The 17,465-nt window shown below is 73.5% G+C and carries 12 protein-coding genes; 2 read left to right on the forward strand and 10 right to left on the reverse strand.

The features are described 5' to 3' along the window. The first annotated feature begins 176 nt into the window (after nt 1–176). Both V1633_RS31615 and V1633_RS31620 read left to right on the forward strand, forming a co-directional pair. Nucleotides 177–2,447 (forward strand): APC family permease, encoded by a 2,271-nt coding sequence (locus V1633_RS31615; protein WP_331217975.1) that lies wholly within the window; start codon nt 177–179, stop codon nt 2,445–2,447. Between the two features lie 126 nt (nt 2,448–2,573). After that, nucleotides 2,574–4,127, forward strand: coding sequence for a serine/threonine-protein kinase (locus V1633_RS31620; RefSeq protein ID WP_331217976.1), 1,554 nt, complete (start codon nt 2,574–2,576; stop codon nt 4,125–4,127). 9 nt (nt 4,128–4,136) lie between these two features. Here the strand turns inward: V1633_RS31620 and V1633_RS31625 are convergent, their stop codons facing one another. The 10 genes from V1633_RS31625 to V1633_RS31670 form a co-directional block, all read right to left on the reverse strand. After that, a complete protein-coding gene (locus tag V1633_RS31625) occupies nt 4,137–4,679 on the reverse strand; it encodes a DUF3558 family protein (protein ID WP_331217977.1) in 543 nt (180 codons plus the stop codon). An 11-nt stretch (nt 4,680–4,690) separates the two neighbouring features. Continuing rightward, a complete protein-coding gene (locus V1633_RS31630; RefSeq protein ID WP_331217978.1) occupies nt 4,691–6,217 on the reverse strand; it encodes a hypothetical protein in 1,527 nt (508 codons plus the stop codon). Between the two features lie 80 nt (nt 6,218–6,297). Next, nucleotides 6,298–9,573 carry a BTAD domain-containing putative transcriptional regulator gene (locus tag V1633_RS31635; protein ID WP_331217979.1) on the reverse strand — a complete coding sequence of 1,092 codons (3,276 nt, stop codon included), beginning with the start codon at nt 9,571–9,573 and terminating at the stop codon, nt 6,298–6,300. A 97-nt stretch (nt 9,574–9,670) separates the two neighbouring features. Then, nucleotides 9,671–10,294, reverse strand: coding sequence for a hypothetical protein (locus tag V1633_RS31640; protein ID WP_331217980.1), 624 nt, complete (start codon nt 10,292–10,294; stop codon nt 9,671–9,673). A 1-nt stretch (nt 10,295) separates the two neighbouring features. Continuing rightward, nucleotides 10,296–12,155, reverse strand: a complete 1,860-nt coding sequence (locus tag V1633_RS31645) for a M91 family zinc metallopeptidase (RefSeq protein WP_331217981.1) — start codon at nt 12,153–12,155, stop codon at nt 10,296–10,298. Between the two features lies 1 nt (nt 12,156). Continuing rightward, entirely contained in the window at nt 12,157–12,495 is a 339-nt protein-coding gene (locus tag V1633_RS31650; protein WP_331217982.1) for a hypothetical protein, read from the reverse strand. Nucleotides 12,496–12,557: 62 nt separating this feature from the next. Beyond that, nucleotides 12,558–13,880, reverse strand: a complete 1,323-nt coding sequence (locus V1633_RS31655; RefSeq protein ID WP_331217983.1) for a radical SAM protein — start codon at nt 13,878–13,880, stop codon at nt 12,558–12,560. Nucleotides 13,881–14,119: 239 nt separating this feature from the next. Beyond that, on the reverse strand, nt 14,120–15,517 hold the full coding sequence (locus V1633_RS31660; protein WP_331217984.1) for an acyl-CoA synthetase: 1,398 nt from the start codon (nt 15,515–15,517) through the stop codon (nt 14,120–14,122). 149 nt (nt 15,518–15,666) lie between these two features. Beyond that, on the reverse strand, nt 15,667–16,116 hold the full coding sequence (locus V1633_RS31665; protein WP_331217985.1) for a VOC family protein: 450 nt from the start codon (nt 16,114–16,116) through the stop codon (nt 15,667–15,669). A gap of 79 nt (nt 16,117–16,195) precedes the next feature. Further along, on the reverse strand, nt 16,196–17,392 hold the full coding sequence (locus V1633_RS31670) for a low temperature requirement protein A (protein WP_331217986.1): 1,197 nt from the start codon (nt 17,390–17,392) through the stop codon (nt 16,196–16,198). Between the last annotated feature and the right edge of the window lie 73 nt (nt 17,393–17,465).

Here is a 17,465-nt window from a genome sequence, read left to right on the forward strand (position 1 = left end):
CCCCCCCCGCCCCCCGGGGCCCCCCCCCCGCCCGGGGCCGGCCCACGGTCCGGTTCCGCCACCCGCCGTGCGGCGGGCACGACCACACACTTTCCGGGCCGAGAATCGCCATTCGCACGGCGCCGCCGGGCCGGATCGGTGACAGTGCGAGGCGGGGAAGGAGGACGGAGCGGAGCATGGCGGGCCGGCAGCGGGCGGATCGGAACCGGGACGGTACGACGCCGCCGGAGGGCCCGAGCAACGTGTTCAGCCCGTCGGCCGAGTTCCCGCCGCTCAACGATGCCGAACTGGCGGCACTGCGGGAGATCGGCCGGGCGTGGGGGGCCGCGCTGCGGGACCACCCGCCGGATGAGACCGAACTGCCGCTGGATCCGAACCTCGACCAGCACGACCACCCGCCGACACCGAGCCGGTTCGGCCGGCTGGCCCGGGTGGAGATGTTCCGGACCGGACGCCGGGAGGAACTGACCGCGACCGGTGCGGAGAACGTGTCCGGTGGCCGGCTCGGGCGCGCCACCGGCCGGCTGCGTCGGCTGCTGCTCGGACCGCCGCTGGCCAGCGCGGCCGTACTGCAGGAGCGGATGCGGAAACTGGTCGCCCTGCCAGTGCTCTCCTCCGACCTGCTCTCCTCGGTCGCGTACGGGCCGGAGGCGATGCTGGCGGTGCTGGTGCTGGCCGGCAGCGGCGCCCTCGGGCTCTCCCTGCCGATCGCCGCCGCGCTCGTCGTGTTGATGATCGCGGTCGGTACGTCGTACCGGCAGACCGTCTACGCCTATCCGCACGGCGCCGGCTCCTACCTGGTGGCCAGCGACAGCCTCGGACCCCGGTTCGGCCTCACCGCGGCGGCCGGCCTGATCCTCGACTACGTGCTGACCGTCTCGGTCTCGGTCGCGGCCGGGATCAGCGCGATCACCTCGGCACTGCCCGGGCTGGCGCCGTACACCGTGCCGCTGGGACTGCTGGTGATCGCCGGGCTGCTCGCCGGCAACCTGCGCGGGGTACGGTCCGCCGGCAAGCTCTTCGCCGCGCCGACGTACCTCTTCATCGTCGCCATCCTGCTGCTGTTCGCCGTCGGACTGGCCCGGGCGGCGGGCCGGGGCTTCGAACCGGTCCCGCCGCCGCCGGTCGGCGCTGTGGAGGGGCTCGGCCTGCTGGTCGTGCTCCGGGCGTTCGCCTCGGGTGCCGCGTCGATGACCGGGATCGAGGCGGTGGCGGACGCGGTACCGGCCTTCCGGCCGGTCGAGTGGCGTCAGGCCCGGACCACCCTGACCTGGATGGTCGGCATCCTGGTGGTGCTCTTCGCCGGTCTCACCGTGCTGATCGACTTCAACGGCCTGGTGCCCCGGGCCGACGAGACGCTGCTCTCCCAGCTCGCCCGGCAGACCTTTCCCAGCGGACCGTGGTACGCGCTGGTCCAGGCGGCCACCACGCTGGTCCTGCTGCTGGCCGCGAACACCGCCTTCAACGACTTCCCCCGGCTGCTGTTCTTCATGGCCCGGGACGACTACGCCCCGCGCCGCTTCCTGCACATGGGCGACCGGCTGGCGTTCAGCAACGGCATCGTGGCGCTGGCCGTCACGGCAGCGCTGATCTTCGTCGCCTTCGGCGGCTACACCCAGTCACTGATCCCGCTCTACGCCGTCGGGGTCTTCCTGGCCTTCACCCTCTCGCAGAGCGGCATGGTGATGCACTGGCGCAGGCACCGGGTCCGCCACTGGCGCCGCCGGGCGGCGGTGAACGCGGTCGGCGCGGCGCTCTGCGCGATCGTCCTGGTCACCGCGGCGGTCACCAAGTTCGTCGACGGGGCGTGGGTGGTGGTGGTCGCGGTACCGCTGCTGGTCCTGCTCTGCCTGCACATCCGGTCGCACTACGACGCGATGCGGCAGGCGCTGACCCTCGCCACCGCGCCGGACGGCACGCCTCCGCCGGAACCGGACCAGCACGACGAACCGGCCGGCGAGCCGGACCGGGCGGGTGAGCCGGACCGGGCGGGTGAGCCGGCCGGCGGCGGTGACCTCGACGTCGGCCTCACCCCCGCGCAGGTCCGTCATCTGGTGGTGGTGCCGGTGGCCCGGTTGAACCTGGCGGCGCTGCGCGCACTGGCGTACGCGACCTCGCTCGGTCAGCCGGCCTTCGCCGTCCACCTGAGCCCCGAACCGGAGGAGGCGGACCGGTTCCGCCGGCAGTGGGAGATCTGGGGCAGCCACCTCCGGCTGGAGACGATCATCTCGCCGTACCGGGCGGTGATCGCCCCGCTGGCCCAGTACGTCGGCGCGCTGCACGCGGCCCGCCCCGACGTGACCCTCACCGTGGTGGTACCGGAGATCGTGGTCCGGCACCTGTGGCACCAACTGCTGCACACCCGGACCGAGCTGCGGCTCCGCCGCGCCCTGCGCGACCTCCCCGGGGTCGTGGTCACCAGCGTTCCGGTCCACGTACCGGAATAGCCGTCCCACCGCCGTCGCGGCGAGCGCCGACGCGGCACGGGTGCTCCGGCAACGCGGGGACAACAAGCCTGCCGCGCCCGGCGTGTGGGGTGGGGCGGTCGATGTCCGTTCACGCAAACTGTCGGGGTGGATGAGCAGCAGGTGCTCGGCGGCCGTTACCGGCTGGAGGAGCAGCTCGGTCAGGGCGGCATGGCGGTGGTCTGGCGGGCCCGGGACGAGGTGCTGGGGCGTTCGGTGGCGGTCAAACTGCTCGCCGGCCCGCATGCCCGTGACCCGGTGTCCCGGCGGCGGATCCGCCACGAGGCGCGGGCCGCCGCCGCCCTCTCCCACCCCAACATCGCCCAGGTGTACGACTACGGCGAGTCGGTCACCGGGCTGACCTGCCTCCCGTACGTGGTGATGGAGCTGGTGCCGGGCCCGACCCTCGAACAGCGGGTCGCGGCCGAGCCGGTGTCGCCGAGGCTCGCCTTCCGGATCTGCGCCGAGGTGGCGGCGGCGCTGACCGCCGCGCACGCCCAGGGTCTGGTGCACCGCGACATCAAACCCGGAAACGTCCTGCTGCCACCGTCCGGGGCCAAGGTCGTCGACTTCGGGATCGCCGCGGCGGTGAGCCCGGACAGCGACGCCGTCGAATGGGGTGACGAACTGCTCGGCACCCCCGGCTATCTGGCCCCGGAGCGGATCACCGGCGACACGGTCGAGCCGGCCTCCGACGTGTACGGCGTCGGCCTGCTGCTCTACCGACTGCTGGCCGGCCAGATGCCGTGGAGTACCGAGACCGCGACGGAGATGCTCAGGGCCCACGTCTACGTCGCCCCGCCCCCGTTGCCGCCGCTGCCCGGGGTGCCGGCCCGGGTCGTCGAGCTGTGTCACCGCTGTCTGGCGAAGGAACCGGCGCAGCGGCCCACCGCGCGTGAGGTCGCCGCCGTCCTCGCCCGGGCGGCCGGGGTCCGGGTCGTGCAGGACGAGCCGGCGTACACCGCGGCCCCGACGACGGCCGAGGGCGAACCGTCCACCGTGCTGGTGCCCCGGCCGCCGGTCGGGTCCGACGGGGCCGTGCGGACCCGACGACCGCGCCCGCACGCCCTGGCGGGTACGGCGGCCGGGGTGGCCGGGCTGGTCGTCGCCGGCATGCTGTTCTGGCTCGCCGACCCACTCGGCTCTGACCAGGGTCCCCGGGTCGGTCCGGTCCCGCCTGCCCCGCCCGGCCAGTCGACCAACCCGCAACCGGCGGAGACACCGCAGGGCGGTACGTCCGGGACACCGTCGCCGGGCAGCGGGCCGATGATCGCGGGCGGATCCGAGGCGCCGTCCGGCGCACCGCTGCCGGTTCCGGGTGCGAGCGGTCAGCCTCCGGCCAGTCCGATCGACCTGGCCACCACGCCACCGCCGGCGACCAGTGCCCCGCCGACGCCCTCGGTGTCCTCGCCGCCGGAACCGTCCCCGTCCGTGGAGCGGACGCTGGGTTCCGCCGGCGGTTCGGTCCGGGCGACCTGCACCGCCGACGGTGACGCCCGACTGCTGTCCTGGACCGCGACGCCGCCGTACCGGGTGGCGCAGGTCGAGCCGGGTCCGGCGCGGTCGGCGACGGTCACGTTCCGGCACGGCAACAAGGTCGTGCACATGACCGTCGCCTGCCGCGACGGGGTGCCCACAGCGGTGAACAGCGCGCCGGGCTGACCGCTGCCGTCAGAGTCGGCCGGCCACCGTCCGGGCCAGTCCCTCGAGCGGCTCGCGGCTCTCCTTCGGGTCGTCGAGCAGCGTCAACCGGATCGACACCCAGAGCCCGCCCTTGTTGACGAAGACGGCGCCGTCCTCGGCGTAGGCCTCGTCACCGATACCGGCGAGCGGCCAGATCTCATGGTCGAGTTCACGTTCGATGTCGAGGAACTTCTTCGCCCCGTCACCGACGAAGACCTCGACCTGGGCGGTCGGACCGGTCACCGGACCGGTCCAGGTGCAGGTCTCCCGGACCGGCACCGGGTCCTCCAGCGGGGTGCCGGCGAGCTGCTCCGCCTCCTCGTCGGTGACCAGCGCGCACGGGTCGACGGCGGACGACGGCGCCGCCTGGGTCGGCTCGGTGCCCGGTTCCGCGTCCGCCGTCGCGGCCGGGCCGGGTTCGGCGACCGCCGGCGGGTCCCCGCCGGTCAGCCGGCCGCAGCCGACCGGCCCGGCCAGCACGAGTACGGCTGATGCGGCCAGCACCAGACGGCCACGCACCCCAACGATCATCAGTTCCCCTTTCACCCCACGCAGAGCGGCACGTTCGGCAAGGTCTGGGAGGCCCGGTGGATGGGCCAGAGCCGCTCACTCTCGAGCTCGAACTTGACCGTCTTCGGCAACAACTTCTGGATCTCCTTCCACGCGGTGGAGGAGACGTTGAGACCGGCGCCGCCGCCCAGTTTGGCGTTCAGGCTGGCCGAGACGCACCGGGCCAGCGGGGCACCGAGGGCCGAACCGTTGGTGACCCCGAGGTCGACGACGAGCTTGACGTACAGCCCGGCGAAGGCGGCCGGGACACCGACGCCGAGGCCCATCTTCATCTCGACCGCGAAGGCGAGGCCGCTGGGCCCGACCGAGATGCCGGTGATCGAGTCCATGATGCTCCGGACCACCGAGAGGGTCGGCTTCTGCGGGACGCCGTCGATCACGCCGAGGACTCCGTTGACCGCCCACTCACCGGCCGCCTTGACCGTGGTGTTGCGGCCGCTCAGACCGGTGGTGACGATGAACTTCCAGGTGTTGCTGTAGACCAGCGGCTGACCCGGGATCGGGAAGTTCATCTCGATCGGCACCTCGACCCGGATCTTCCGGTTGTCGTCCGCACCGTTCGCGGCACCGGCGGAGACGTCGACCGAGATGCTCTTCACCCCGTCGATCGCGAACGTCGTACCGCCGCCGACCACCCCGTCGACGATCGACATGGCGCTGCGTACCCGGAGTTGGTCGACGTTCATCGCGAAGTCGATGTAGACCTTCAGGTTCTCGTGTGCGGCGTACCCGATCTTGATGCCGAGCTTGCCGGGTACCCGGTACGGCTGCGCCTCCCACTCGCCGACGCTGACCGTGAAGTTTCGTTCCCGGGCCGGCGGTAGTTTGCCGCCGGACGCCGGGGCGAGTCGGACCGGGGCCAGGGCGAGCAGCGTCTGCGCGCCGTCGCCGAACCCGGCCCGGGAACCGCCGGCCCCGACGGTCGACGCCAGCGCCGCGGTCGTCGTACCACGGTCGCCGGTGGCCGACCCGACCGGTGTGGTGGCGTCGGCCGGCGCCCGTTCCGCGGTCGGCACACTGACCGCGCCGGGCAGCTCCGGTACCTCCTGGTAGACCAGGGTCGCGTCGTCCAGGACCCGGTCGGACCGGAAGTCCGCGTCCCGGAAGACGTCGGTGAGCGTCACCGGGGCGAGCGTCACGGCCAGGTCGTCCCCGGCCGCACGGGTCCGCACCACCCGGCCGACGGCACGGCTGGTCGCGTACATGATCCGGCCCGGTTCGAGGTCGTCGGCGCCGGGCGCGTTCCGGTCGATGGTCCAGGTCAGGCCGTCGGCGCTGGCGGAGCGGATCCGGTCCGGCCCGCCGTCGACGAGGACGACGTCCGGCTGGTAGGTCACCGAGCCGTCGCGCACCGGCCCGTACCCGTAGGTGCGCGCGGACGTGCCTCCGGCGGCACCGGCGCCGTGCTCGGCGCCGCCGGACCGGATTCCGCACGCTCCGGTGCCGACCGTCAGCAGCGCCACCAGCAGAAGCGGTCCGGACCGTCGCCAACCGGACATCGGCCTCCCCCTCCGCGAGCATCACCGGGCCGGGCGGCCCGCCGCTCGCGACATCATGCGCGGGGATGTTCGGGGGCGATTCAGGAATCGTTCAGGTGGTCGGTCACCGCGGCCATCCCGCCCGGGAACGCCGCGGGCTCGACCTCGATCTCCCGCATCCGTCCGAGGTACTCGCGGTACCGGCGGTTCGCCTCGCCGTGCCGGCCGGCCGCGGACAGCGCGCTGACCAGCCCGAGGTGGGCGGACTCGTCGTAGCCGTCCTCGGCGGTCAGCCGCAGGTACCAACCGACGGCGGCCTCCGGTCGTCCGGTGCCCAGACACCGCCGGGCGAGCCGGCGGATCGCCTCGAGGTGCAGTTCGGCCAGCGCGTTCCGGGGCCGCTCGACCCAGTCCCCGGTGACCTCGCCGTCGTCGCAGAAGTCTCCGGTGTAGAGCGCGACCACCGCCTCCAGACGGGCGAGGATCTCGGCCCCGCCCGGTGGTTCCCGGTCTCCCGCACGCTCCGCGCCGACCACTGTCGTCCGGGTACCCGGCGGGCCGGTGCTGTCCGCCGCGATGGCGCCCCGGGCGGCGTCGTGGAACCGGACGGTGTCCAACACCACGTGTCCGGGGTTGATCCGGACCGTCGCCGGATCGGTGGCCAGGTAACGGTCGGCCGGATGCCGGCGGTCCGGGTCGAGCACCCCGCGTACCGTCGAGATCAGCACCGACAGGCGGCGCAGCGCCACCTCGGGCGGCACCTCCGGCCAGAGCACCGCGGCGAGCGTCTCCCGGGCCAGCGGCCGGCCGAGCTGACCGGCCAGGACCTTGACCAGTTCACGGGCCTTCCGGGACTGCCAGGCCGCCGCCGGCACCGGCACGCCGGCCAACCGGACCGCGAAGTGTCCCAGGGTCTGTACGGCGACCTCGGCGACCGGTGTCGGCCCGATCGCCGCGAGCGGGCCGGCGACATGCCAGGCACCCTCCCGTACGCCGAGCCGGTGCAACCGGTCGGCGGCGACGTCCTCGGCCAGCCGGTCGCCGGTGACACGTGCCCGCAGCAGCGCGTTCGTGGCCAGCCCGACCTGGTCGCCGACGTCGGCCCAGATGGCCGCCGCCTCGACCAGCCCGACCGGGGTACGCCCCGAGCCGCCGGCCCGGCCTACCCCGGGCTCGGTGCCACCGTCCACTCCGGACCCGCGAGTCGCGAGCGTCACCAGTTCGATCGCCTCGGCGAGTCCGGCGGAGTCCCGCCGTCGGCCCGCCTCGGCACGGGCCCGTGCGCCGTGTCCCAGGGCGGTCGTCGGGTCACCGGCGCAGAGCGCGACCCAGCCGGCGGCGAGTTCGGCGACGATCGGTCCACCGGCGCTGGGCATGGTCAACGCCTGCCGGGCGTATCCGGCCGCGGCGGCCGGATCGTCGGCGTACCGGGTCCGGGCCAGTCCCGCACACGCCTCCACCAGTACCTGGGCGTTGCCGTCCGGTTCCGCCATCGACCATGCCGCCTGGTACGCGGCGACCGCCCGGCTGGTCGACCCGCAGACCCTGTGCACCCGCGCGGTCAGCAGCAACCCGAACGCCGCCAACGGTGAGCCGTCCCGCTGCCACAGGGTCAGTGCCTGGTCCGCGTCGGCCCTGGCCGGGCCGAGTTCACCCAGGCCCAACCACGCCTCGGCCCGGTTGTGCAGCGCCAGGGCGAGCAACAGCCGTTCCCCGGCGCGTTCCGCGAGCGGGATCGCCGAGCCGAGTTCCTCGGTCGCCGCGCGGTACCGCCCCTCCTCGACGAGTCGGGACCCGACGTTGGCCCGGATCCGCAACTGCTGGACGACGTCGCCGGCCCGTTCCGCCGCGGCCAACGCCCGGGCGTAGGCGTGTTCGTTGCCGGCCCGGTCCCCCTCGCTGAACGCGACCAGTGCCTGCGCCACGTAGGCCGCCGCGACCGCGCCGTCGTCACGGCTCTGCTCGGCGACCCGGACGGCCTCGTCGGCGAGCTGCCGGGTCCGCGTCCGGTCGCCCCGGGCCCACCGGGCCGCCGCCCAGCCCGCCAAAACCTGAGCCCGGTCGGACAGCGCGGGCGGCGGCGTTCCGGGGTCGGCCGGGTCCGGCTCCGTGACGGCCCGTTCGAACAGCGCCTCGGCCGCGTCGAAGTCCCCCCGCCGGTGCAGGACCCCACCGAGCCGCCAGGTCAGGGCCGCCGGCAACCGGGTGTGGTCCGGTACGGCCGTCAGGTAGCGCAACGCCTCGTCGGGTCGGTCGTCCCGGACGGCCGAGTCGGCCAGGGTCACGTCGACCTCCGGAACCCCGCTCGGTCCCGCCGACAGGATCCGGGTCGCCCGGAGCGCCGCCTCGCCGCTTCCCGGGCGGGCCGGACCGGTGTCATCGGACCGGCGGTGCTCGGTGAGTCGCCGCAACGCCCACTCCCGCACCGGGGCGAGTCGGCCGTCCAGATCCGGGCCGGTACGACGTACCGCCACCAGTGTCCAGAGTGCCAGCAGGTCGCGCTCGGTGAGTGCGGCGAGGTCCTCGGGGTCGAGACCGGGCAGCGACCCGCCGAGCTGGTGCCGGTCGACGACCGGGGTCGGCATCCGCCGCGACCCGGGAGCCGGGCTGACCGCGAGCCGGGCCGCGGCCGCGACCAGCCCGGGCCACCCGCCACACTCGACCGCGATCCGTCCGACGACCGGGTCGGCACCGGCCCGCATGGCGGTCAGCGCCCGGCGGGTCTCGGCCGGGGTCAGCGCGAGGTCCGTCGGGCCCATCTCGCCCAGCCGTCCGGCGGACCGTAGGGCGCCGAGCGGGAACGGCGCTGCCTCCCGGCCGGCGAGGACCAGCACGAACCCTTCCGGCAACCAGGTCGCGAGCACCCCGAGCAGTTCGGCGGCCGGTCCGGTGCCCAGCACCTGCAGGTCGTCCAGGACCAGCCGGACCGGGTCGGTGGCGGTGGCGCTGGAGGTGGCGGTGGCGGTGGGCGACGGCAGCATGTCGAGCAGCCGGTCGGCGAGTTCGGCGGGGGTGGCCGCCCCACCCGGGACGGCGGGTGCCGGTCCGCCGGCGGTCGCCGGCGCGGGGGTGGCGGCCCCGGCCGGCCCAGTGGACGTCGAGGGAGTCGTCGTGACCACCGCTCGCAGCGCCGCGACCAACGCGGTGAGCAGCACCTGCGGGTCACGGTCGGCCGGGACGAGGGTGTGCCAGGCGGCCCGGCCGCGGGTCGCCCACTCCCGCAGCAGGGTGGTCTTGCCCGCGCCGGCGGGGGCGATGACGGTCACCAGTCGGCGACGGGCGAGTTGGTCGAGCCGCCGGAGCAGTCTCGGCCTGCCGGGAACGACCGGGCCGGGACCCACCCCGACGTCCGGTGTCCACCCCCCACCGGTGGTCACGGGGACCAGGGTATCCCCGCCGGCCAGCACTGATCGTCGGGCGCCCGGCGCCCCGGCCGGGCCACGGCGTGGGTCCGGACGGCAACGTCGTACCGGGTCACAGCGGGAACGGTTCGCCGCACACCAGTTGCTGCTCCCGGGCGACGCTGGCCCGGTGCGGGTAGCTCGCCCGCTCGTCGGTGTCGCCGCTGGCCGCCGGGATCGGCGGAACCGCGTCCCGATGGGCGACACCGACACAGAAGACGGCCCGCCCGACCCGGTCCGGCAGCCGGGCCGAGCTGTCGTACGGCCGCCGGGCGGTCAGCGGCAGCGGAATCCGGAGCACCTCGCCGAGGCTCGCCTGCGGCGCCAGGACCGCGCCCCGGACGACGAAGTCGACGGCCACCCCGACCCCCTCCGGCGGCGCGAAGACCCGTTTGGCCAGCTCGACCGTGTTGTCGTCGCGGGCGGTCGCGTAGACGGCGTTCGGGTCGACGACCGGACTGTCGTGGGTGTCCTCGGCAGGTACACCGGAGAAGACGACGATGTCAGCGCCGGTCCGGTTGACCAACGTGTAGTCGATCCGGAGCAGGTCGGACTCCCGCGCGGTGGTGACGGTCAGCCCCACGTCGAGCGCCGGGGCGACCGGTTCGGTGCTCCGGTCGCAGCCGGCGGCGGTCAGCAGAGCCGCGACCGCGCCGAGCGCGGCGGCGAGACGGCGCCGCGGTACGGAGAGGTTCACCTCAGTACCTCGGTCGGGCCGGCGCGCCCATCTCGTCGCGGAGCCCGTTCTCGGTGTACTCGAACGGCTGGTTCGGGTCGATGATGTTCGGAGTGTTCGGGTTGTTGTCGTGGTCGATCGGCAGCCCGGCCGCGGCCCGCTCGCCGTTCGGTACGCCGGGGTTGTCCGGCCCCTGGTACTCGGTGCGGTCGAGCCCGCTGTACTCGTAGTCGTAGACGTGCGACATCTCGTGGTAGAGCACCACCACCGGCGGACCGTCGTAGAGCGTGTCGAACCGGGGGTTGTAGTCGATCGTCGGGTGCTGCGACCAGGTCTTGCCGAACGTGGTGTCGTTGCGGTTGGCGTACCCGTTCTCGTCGGTGGTCTCCCGGATCGTGAAGGTGTCGCCCTGGTAGGCGACCCCGCCGAGAATCGGCCAGTCGGCGGCCGGCGCCTTGGTGTTCTCGTGCGCCTGGTCGAGGGCCTCCAGCATCATCTGCCCCCGGGGCGAGGCGCGGAGCATGTCCAGGTCGGCCTGGACCCGTTCCTTGAACTCGTCGGAGCCCTCGACGGTGATGTGCTTGCCGATGTCCTTCAGCTCGACCGTGACCACCCGCTCGGTGCCCTCGGTCCGGTCGTCGCGCTGGCCGTAGACGGTGTCGCCGCCGGACCCGCCGTCGACCCGGTCGGCGCCGTGTCCGGTGTAGACCCGGTCGGCCCCGCCGCCGCCCCGGATCACGTCGGCGTCGCGGCCGCCGGAGATCATGTCGTCGCCGGCACCGCCGTCGATGCTGTCGTTCCCGGTGCCGCCCTCGAGGTAGTCGCGTCCCTCGCCGCCGGAGACCCGGTCGTTGCCGGAGAGCCCGTAGACGGTGTCGTCGCCGTGCCCGCCGGAGAGGACGTCGTCGCCCCGGTAGCCGTCGAGGTAGTCCCGGTCGGCACCGCCGCTGACCCGGTCGTCGCCGGCGCCGGACTCGATCCGGTCCTGCCCGTCGTTGCCGAGGATGACGTCCCGCCCGTCGCCGGCGTGGATCCGGTCGTTGCCCTCGCCGCCGATCAGGGTCAGGTCGACCCGGGTGCCGCTGGGTACGTTGATCTCGTCGCTGCCCTCGCCGGTACGCATCACGATGTGCGCGTCGGCCGGGTAGCGCATGGTGGTGCCGTTGATGGTGACGATCTGTTCGCCGGTCTTCGGGTCGACGGTGATGCTGACCTTGTCGTTCCCGGTCCCGGTGTTGATCACCACGTCGTCGCCGACCCGGATGACCGTGGTGCCGGCGCTCGCCTCCGGCGGCAGCGTCCAGCCGTCGCTGTAGCCCTCGACCACCGTGGTCCAGGACCGGCTGACCGAGGTGAGCCCGGCCCGGGCCTTCTCCAGTGCGCCGACGCACCGGGACAGTTCGCCGTTGTAGTGCCGGTGGGCCTCCTGGGCCTCACCGATCGCCGCCCGTACGGCCTTCTCGTCGTTCTCGTCGCGCGGCTGGAAGGTGACGGTGTCACCGCCGACCGTGGTCGGGACCTTGCCGCTGATCTCCGTCAACAACTGGTTGAGCATCGACTGGCCCCGGGTGAGCCACCCGGCCACGTCGTCCAGCACCCCGGCGACGGCCTTGGCCGCGTCGGCGGTCTCCTCCACGTCGTCGCCGAGCTTGATCCGGTGCGCGTGGTAGGTGTCGGAGGTGTCGCCCTTCCAGGCGTCGCCGCGCAGCTTGGCGGCCTGGTCGTCGACTGTCTCCCGGGCGGCGAGCGCCCTGCCGGCGTACCCCCGCCAGGCGTCCGCCGCCGCGGTGACCGCGCCGGGGTCGGCGCGCAGGTCCCAGAGGTTGCCGACGCTGATCGCGGGGCGGGGTGCCGCGCCGCCCGGTTCCGGTGGCAGGGCCATCTCAGATCACCGCCCGACCGGGCCGACCGCCGGCGCGCCGGGCCCGCGCCGCGGCTTCCTGGTCCGCCTGCTGGTACGCGAAGGCGACCCGGTAGAGCCGGTCGACGTCCCCCTCGTAGACCGCGACCAGGCGGTTGACGGCGGTGTCGCCGTCCTCGGCGGCGGCGACGTGCGACCGGTGCACGCCCTGCCCGGCGGACAGAATGCCGAACGCCGCCTCCGGCACCGAGAATGCCGGTTGCGCCGCCCGCCACCCGTCGCCGAGCGCGATCGACGCGTCGAGGGTGGTGCCGGCGAGTTTCACCAATTCGGACGGTTCCGCGCGCACCTCATCAGCCACGCGCAAGATCCTAACGCCGCGGCACAAGCCCGGCCTAGCGGCGACTCAGCCCAGCGGGGCGGTCACTCCGCCGCGACGGGCTCCGCGGCCGGCAGGGTGTCCATGAAGGAGCTGACCGAGAAGACCGCGTTGCCGGCCCCGGGCGGGCCGTAGCCGGGCGGGCTGCTCAGCCCGTTCGCCTCCATCGTCGCCCGGTACGCCTCCAGCAGCCGGATGTGGTACTCCAGCGGCGCGCCCTGCGGGTTGGTCCGGCCCAACGGCGTGGTCGGCTCCGGGCACCAGGTGGTGAACCGGGGCGTGATCCCCCGGGACATGAAGAACTGCAGTCCCTCGGTGGTGGACTCGATCGCCTCGTCCACCGTCCGGAACCCGAACGGTTCGGCCATCTCGACGCCGGCCACGAAGTTCGGGATCACGTTGCGGGCCCCGAAGACCTCGGCGGAGTCGAGGATCCGGCGGTGCCACTCCTCCCGGCCGACGTACCGCTCCTTGCCGGGGCAGTAGAGCTCGAAGAGGCGCTTGTCCCAGACCTCGTAGTTCGGGTGGTAGATCCGGATGCCGTAGTCGTGGAACCGCTGCACGTCCTCCCGGGGCAGCGCCTGGGCGACGACCTTCCCGATCCACCGGCCGGGGAACCGCTCCTCGATCGCCTTGGCGTACCGGCCGTAGAAGTCGGCCTCGGCCAGCCCGTCGACCTTGGAGGTGACGCTGCCGCCGGTCAGGGTGTACGCCTTGGACGCGCCGGAGGTGTCGTACCGCTCGATGATCTCCATCGCCTCGAGCACCTCGTCCACCGGCTTCACCCCGGTGTACGGCCGGCCGGCCGCCTTGTGCTGGCGCCAGTTGTGGTTGATGTCGCAGTACTGGCACTCCTCCTTGGCGCCGAAGTACTGGCAGACCCGGAAGACGGTCAGGTAGATCAGGTAGCCCCACTGGATGGTCGGGGCGACCTCCATCACCGACTTACCGTTGGAGAGGGTGTGCCGGTAGTACTCCGGCATCGGCGGCAGCCCGACGTCGGCGATCGGCCGACCGTCCAGGTGCAGCCGGAGCACCCCGTCGCCGGAGTCCGCGACCCGGTACGGCGAGTCCGGGTTGACCCGGACCGAGACGACGGTACGCCGCAGCTCGTACGGGCCACCGGTGAGGACGATCTCCTCCGGGGGCCGGCGCAGCGCGGCCGTACCGAGCTCGGGCAGGGTCCGGTGGTCGAACGAGAAGATGAAGTACGACTTCGGCTTGACCTCGCCGTTCTCGTTGTCGGTCAGGGCCGAGTCGTCGAACGCCATGCCACCCCGGAGCAGGTCCTCCTTGATGACCGCCTCACGGGGGATGTGCGGAAAGCGCCCCATGAGGTCCTCGATGAGATCAGTGCGGGTCTGCACGCGCTTCCTCCGGTCCGCTGTGACGCTGTCTGGCTTCCGCCGGTTCCGCCGCCACCATGGCACCACCGTGCGGTGGGCCGGCGGGCAGCGGTCGTCGGTGTGCCGCCGACCACGCTACCCGGGCACCCGACCGGACCGTCGAGTGGATCACCCGGTCGGGCCGGGTGTCGGCCGGCGGCCTGACGGTCGGCCGGCCCGGTCACCGGCCGTCGGCGACCCGGCGGTCGGCGACCGCCCGTTCAGGCCAGCAGGGCGCGCTTCTGGACCTTGCCCATCGGATTGCGCGGCAGCGCGTCGACCAGGTACACCCGCCGGGGCCGCTTGTGCCGGGAGAGTCCGGTGGCGACGAAGTCGATCAGCGCCTGCGGGGTGACGCCGTCGGCGACGACGTACGCGACGATCTCCTGGCCGAGATCGGGGTGGGGCGCGCCGACCACCGCCGCCTCCCGGACGCCGGGGTGGCGCAGCAGCATGTTCTCCACCTCGCCCGCGCCGATCCGGTAGCCACCGCTCTTGATCAGGTCGGTGCTGGCCCGGCCCACGATCCGGTGCTGCCCGTCCGGCCCGACGGTCGCCACGTCACCGGTGCGGAACCAGCCGTCCGGGGTGTGGGCCGCCGCGGTGGCCTCCGGGCGGCCGAGGTAGCCGGTGAACAAGGTCGGCCCGGTCACCTGCAGCTCACCGACACTCTCCCCGTCGGCGGGCACCGGTACGCCGTCGTCGTCGACCAGCCGGGTGCCGATCCCGCGCAGCGGCAGTCCGACGTACCCCGGCCGGCGCTCGCCGTCGACCCGGGTGCTCACCGTGATCAGGGTCTCGGTCATGCCGTACCGCTCGACCGGCCGCTGTCCGGTCAGCTCGCGCAGCCGGTCGAAGACCGGGACCGGCAGGGGCGCGCTGCCGGAGACCAGCAGCCGCGCCGGGCTCAACGCCCGCGCGGACGTCGGATCGGCCGCGATCCGCGACCAGACCGTCGGTACGCCGAACAGCAGCGTCCCGCCGGCCGCCGCGTACCGGTCGGGGTGTGGCCGACCGGTGTGCACCAGCCGACAGCCGACCCGCAGCGCGCCCAGTACTCCGAGCACCAGCCCGTGCACGTGGTAGAGGGGCAGCCCGTGCACCAGTACGTCGTCCGGGGACCACGCCCACGCCTCGGCGAGCGCGTCCAGGCCGTGCCCGATCGCGTCCCGGCTGAGCAGCACGCCCTTGGGCGCCCCGGTGGTGCCGCTGGTGTAGAGCAGCAGCGCGGGCGCCGTACCGGGGGGTTCGGTGAGCCGACCGGACGACGGTGGGCGCGCCGCGCCGACCGGCTCGACCGGCACCGGCAGCGGGGCCGCGGGTGGTTCGTCGGCGAGCAGCAGCGCCGCACGGGAGTCGGTCAGGATGTGGTGCAGTTCGACCGGACCGGAGTCAGCCGGCACCGGCACCACCGGTACCCCGGCGAGCAGCCCGCCGACCACCCCGGCCACGGTCGCCAGGGTGGTCGTGGCGTGCACGGCGACCGCCGGTGCCCCGGCGATCCGGGCCGCGACCGCCTCGGCGGCGTCCCGCAGTTGCGCCCAGGAGGCGGTCTCGTCCCCGATCCGGATCGCGTCCGCGCGGTCCGGATGTCCCCCGTCGAGTGCCGGCAGCAGCATGACGCCTCCCGTCAGGGTCGGAAACGTGCCCGGTGGCGCGTCCGATCCTGCCAGGACGGCGGGAGGTGCGGGGCCGGGAGGTGCGGGGTGCCCGGTGACCGGCCCGGCCGGCGACCGGCTGGCCAGGAGGACGTCCCCGGCCGGGACAGTCAGCTGGTCGGGCGGTCCTGTTCCGCCAGGATGCCGGTGCCCTGGCCGAGTTCGATCAGGTAGCCGTCCGGATCCCGCAGGTAGCAGCGGATCTCCACCCCGTGGTCCTTCGGCTCGGTGAGGAACTCGCCGCCCCTCGCCCGCCACAGGTCGTGGACCGCGCGGACGTCGGTGACCCGGATGTTCATCGCACAGCTCAGCACGTCGGAACCGGTCGGCGCCTGGGCCCGTACGGTCGGCTTGTCGTCGGTCGGCCCGCCCTCGGTGTTGAGCACCAGGTAGCTGTTGTGGAACCGCAGCACACACGGGTCGCGGAGGCGGACACACTCGGCGCCGAGCACCCGTTCGTAGTACTCGCGGGACCGGTCGACGTCCCGGACGATCAGCAGCGTGGTGAGCACCACGCCGCCCTGGGGCCGGAAGTAGTCCGGGGCGGCGATGTCACCCATGGTCCGCTCCTTCGCGTTCGGCCGGCCGGATACCCACCTGTCCGGAGCTAAACGTCCGATCGACGTCGGCGTCGCTCGGTCACAGCGGCGGGTTCGGCTCGATCAGCAGGTGTCCCCGGTCCCGCACCGCGTCGACGACCACCACCCCGGCCAGTACGGCGGTGGCGAGCAGCGGCACCGCCAGCAGCGGCACGAAGATCGCGACCGGGGTGAGCAGCACGTACCCGAGCAGCCCGTACCAGCGGCTGCGGGCGATCCGGGCGTACACCTCGCGCTCGTGCCAGATCCGGCCGAGCAGGAAGAGCACCGGGCCACCGAGGATGATCCCGAGCCAGCTGAAGTCCCGGGGCTGGAAGGGGTGGGCGATCACCAGCCCGTATCCGACGGCGGTGGTGAGGATCCCACAGACCATGATCAGGTGTGTGTAGCCGGCCGCCCGGCTGAACCGCAGTGGGTCCGGGGCCCGGGCCAGTGCGTCGGCCAGTGGGCGTCCGGCCTGGTAGAAGTAGATGCGCCAGAACAGCACGGTGATCACGAAGGCCGCCACGAAGGTGGTGGTCCGTTCGATGGCGAAGCCGACGTTGCTGAGCACGAATCCGATCAGCAGGATCGCCTCGCCGACCGCGATCAGCAGGATCTGCTGGTACCGCTCGGCCAGGTGGGTGCTGCCGATGCCCCAGCTGCGGGCGTCGGAGCGGCCGAGGCCGGGGGTCGGCCAGCGCAGCGCGGCGCCGACGAATTCCAGGACGACTCCGGCGGTCCAGCACATTCCCCGGGCCAGTCCGCCGGTCAGCGCTCCGGCGATCCAGGCCGCCGAGGAGAGCGCCACCCAGAACAGGATCCGCAGGGTCGACGGCTGCCGGTGGTGCCCGCGTAGCATCAGTGCCAGGAACCCCGCCCGGCCGATCTGGACGGCGACGAAGGTGACCGCGAAGATCTCGCCACGGTCCCCGAAGGCCTGCGGCAGCGACACGGACATGACCATGGCGGCGAACATGGTGGCCACGGTGAGCAGTTGGATCTCGATGCGCCGGGGGTCGAACCGGCTGGTGGCCCAGGCGTGGAGCAGCCACACCTGCCAGAGCGCGAGCAGGACCAGGGCGGTCTGACCCAGCTCGGAGAGCATGGTCCGCTGGCTGACAGTGAAGTCGTCGGTCAGCCGCTGGGAGAGCCGGGTGAGCGCGAAGACGTACACCAGGTCGAGGAAGAGCTCCAGGAAGGTCGTCCGGCCCTCGCTGCGGGAGTCCCCGAGGTTGCCCCGCCGCTCAGCGCGCACCGCACACGGTCCGCCTCGTCCCGATATGTACCGTCACTCAGCAGTCATACCACGAAGCGGGTACCGCCGGCCG

Source organism: Plantactinospora sonchi, assembly GCF_036422035.1.
Taxonomy (GTDB): Bacteria; Actinomycetota; Actinomycetes; order Mycobacteriales; family Micromonosporaceae; genus Plantactinospora; species Plantactinospora sonchi.

Coding starts and splice junctions, on each gene's coding strand:
- V1633_RS31615 (WP_331217975.1), top strand. CDS start 177: ATGGCGGGCCGGCAGCGGGCGGATCGGAACCGGGACGGTACGACGCCG.
- V1633_RS31625 (WP_331217977.1), bottom strand. CDS start 4,679: ATGATCGTTGGGGTGCGTGGCCGTCTGGTGCTGGCCGCATCAGCCGTA.
- V1633_RS31630 (WP_331217978.1), bottom strand. CDS start 6,217: ATGTCCGGTTGGCGACGGTCCGGACCGCTTCTGCTGGTGGCGCTGCTG.
- V1633_RS31645 (WP_331217981.1), bottom strand. CDS start 12,155: ATGGCCCTGCCACCGGAACCGGGCGGCGCGGCACCCCGCCCCGCGATC.
- V1633_RS31660 (WP_331217984.1), bottom strand. CDS start 15,517: ATGCTGCTGCCGGCACTCGACGGGGGACATCCGGACCGCGCGGACGCG.
- V1633_RS31665 (WP_331217985.1), bottom strand. CDS start 16,116: ATGGGTGACATCGCCGCCCCGGACTACTTCCGGCCCCAGGGCGGCGTG.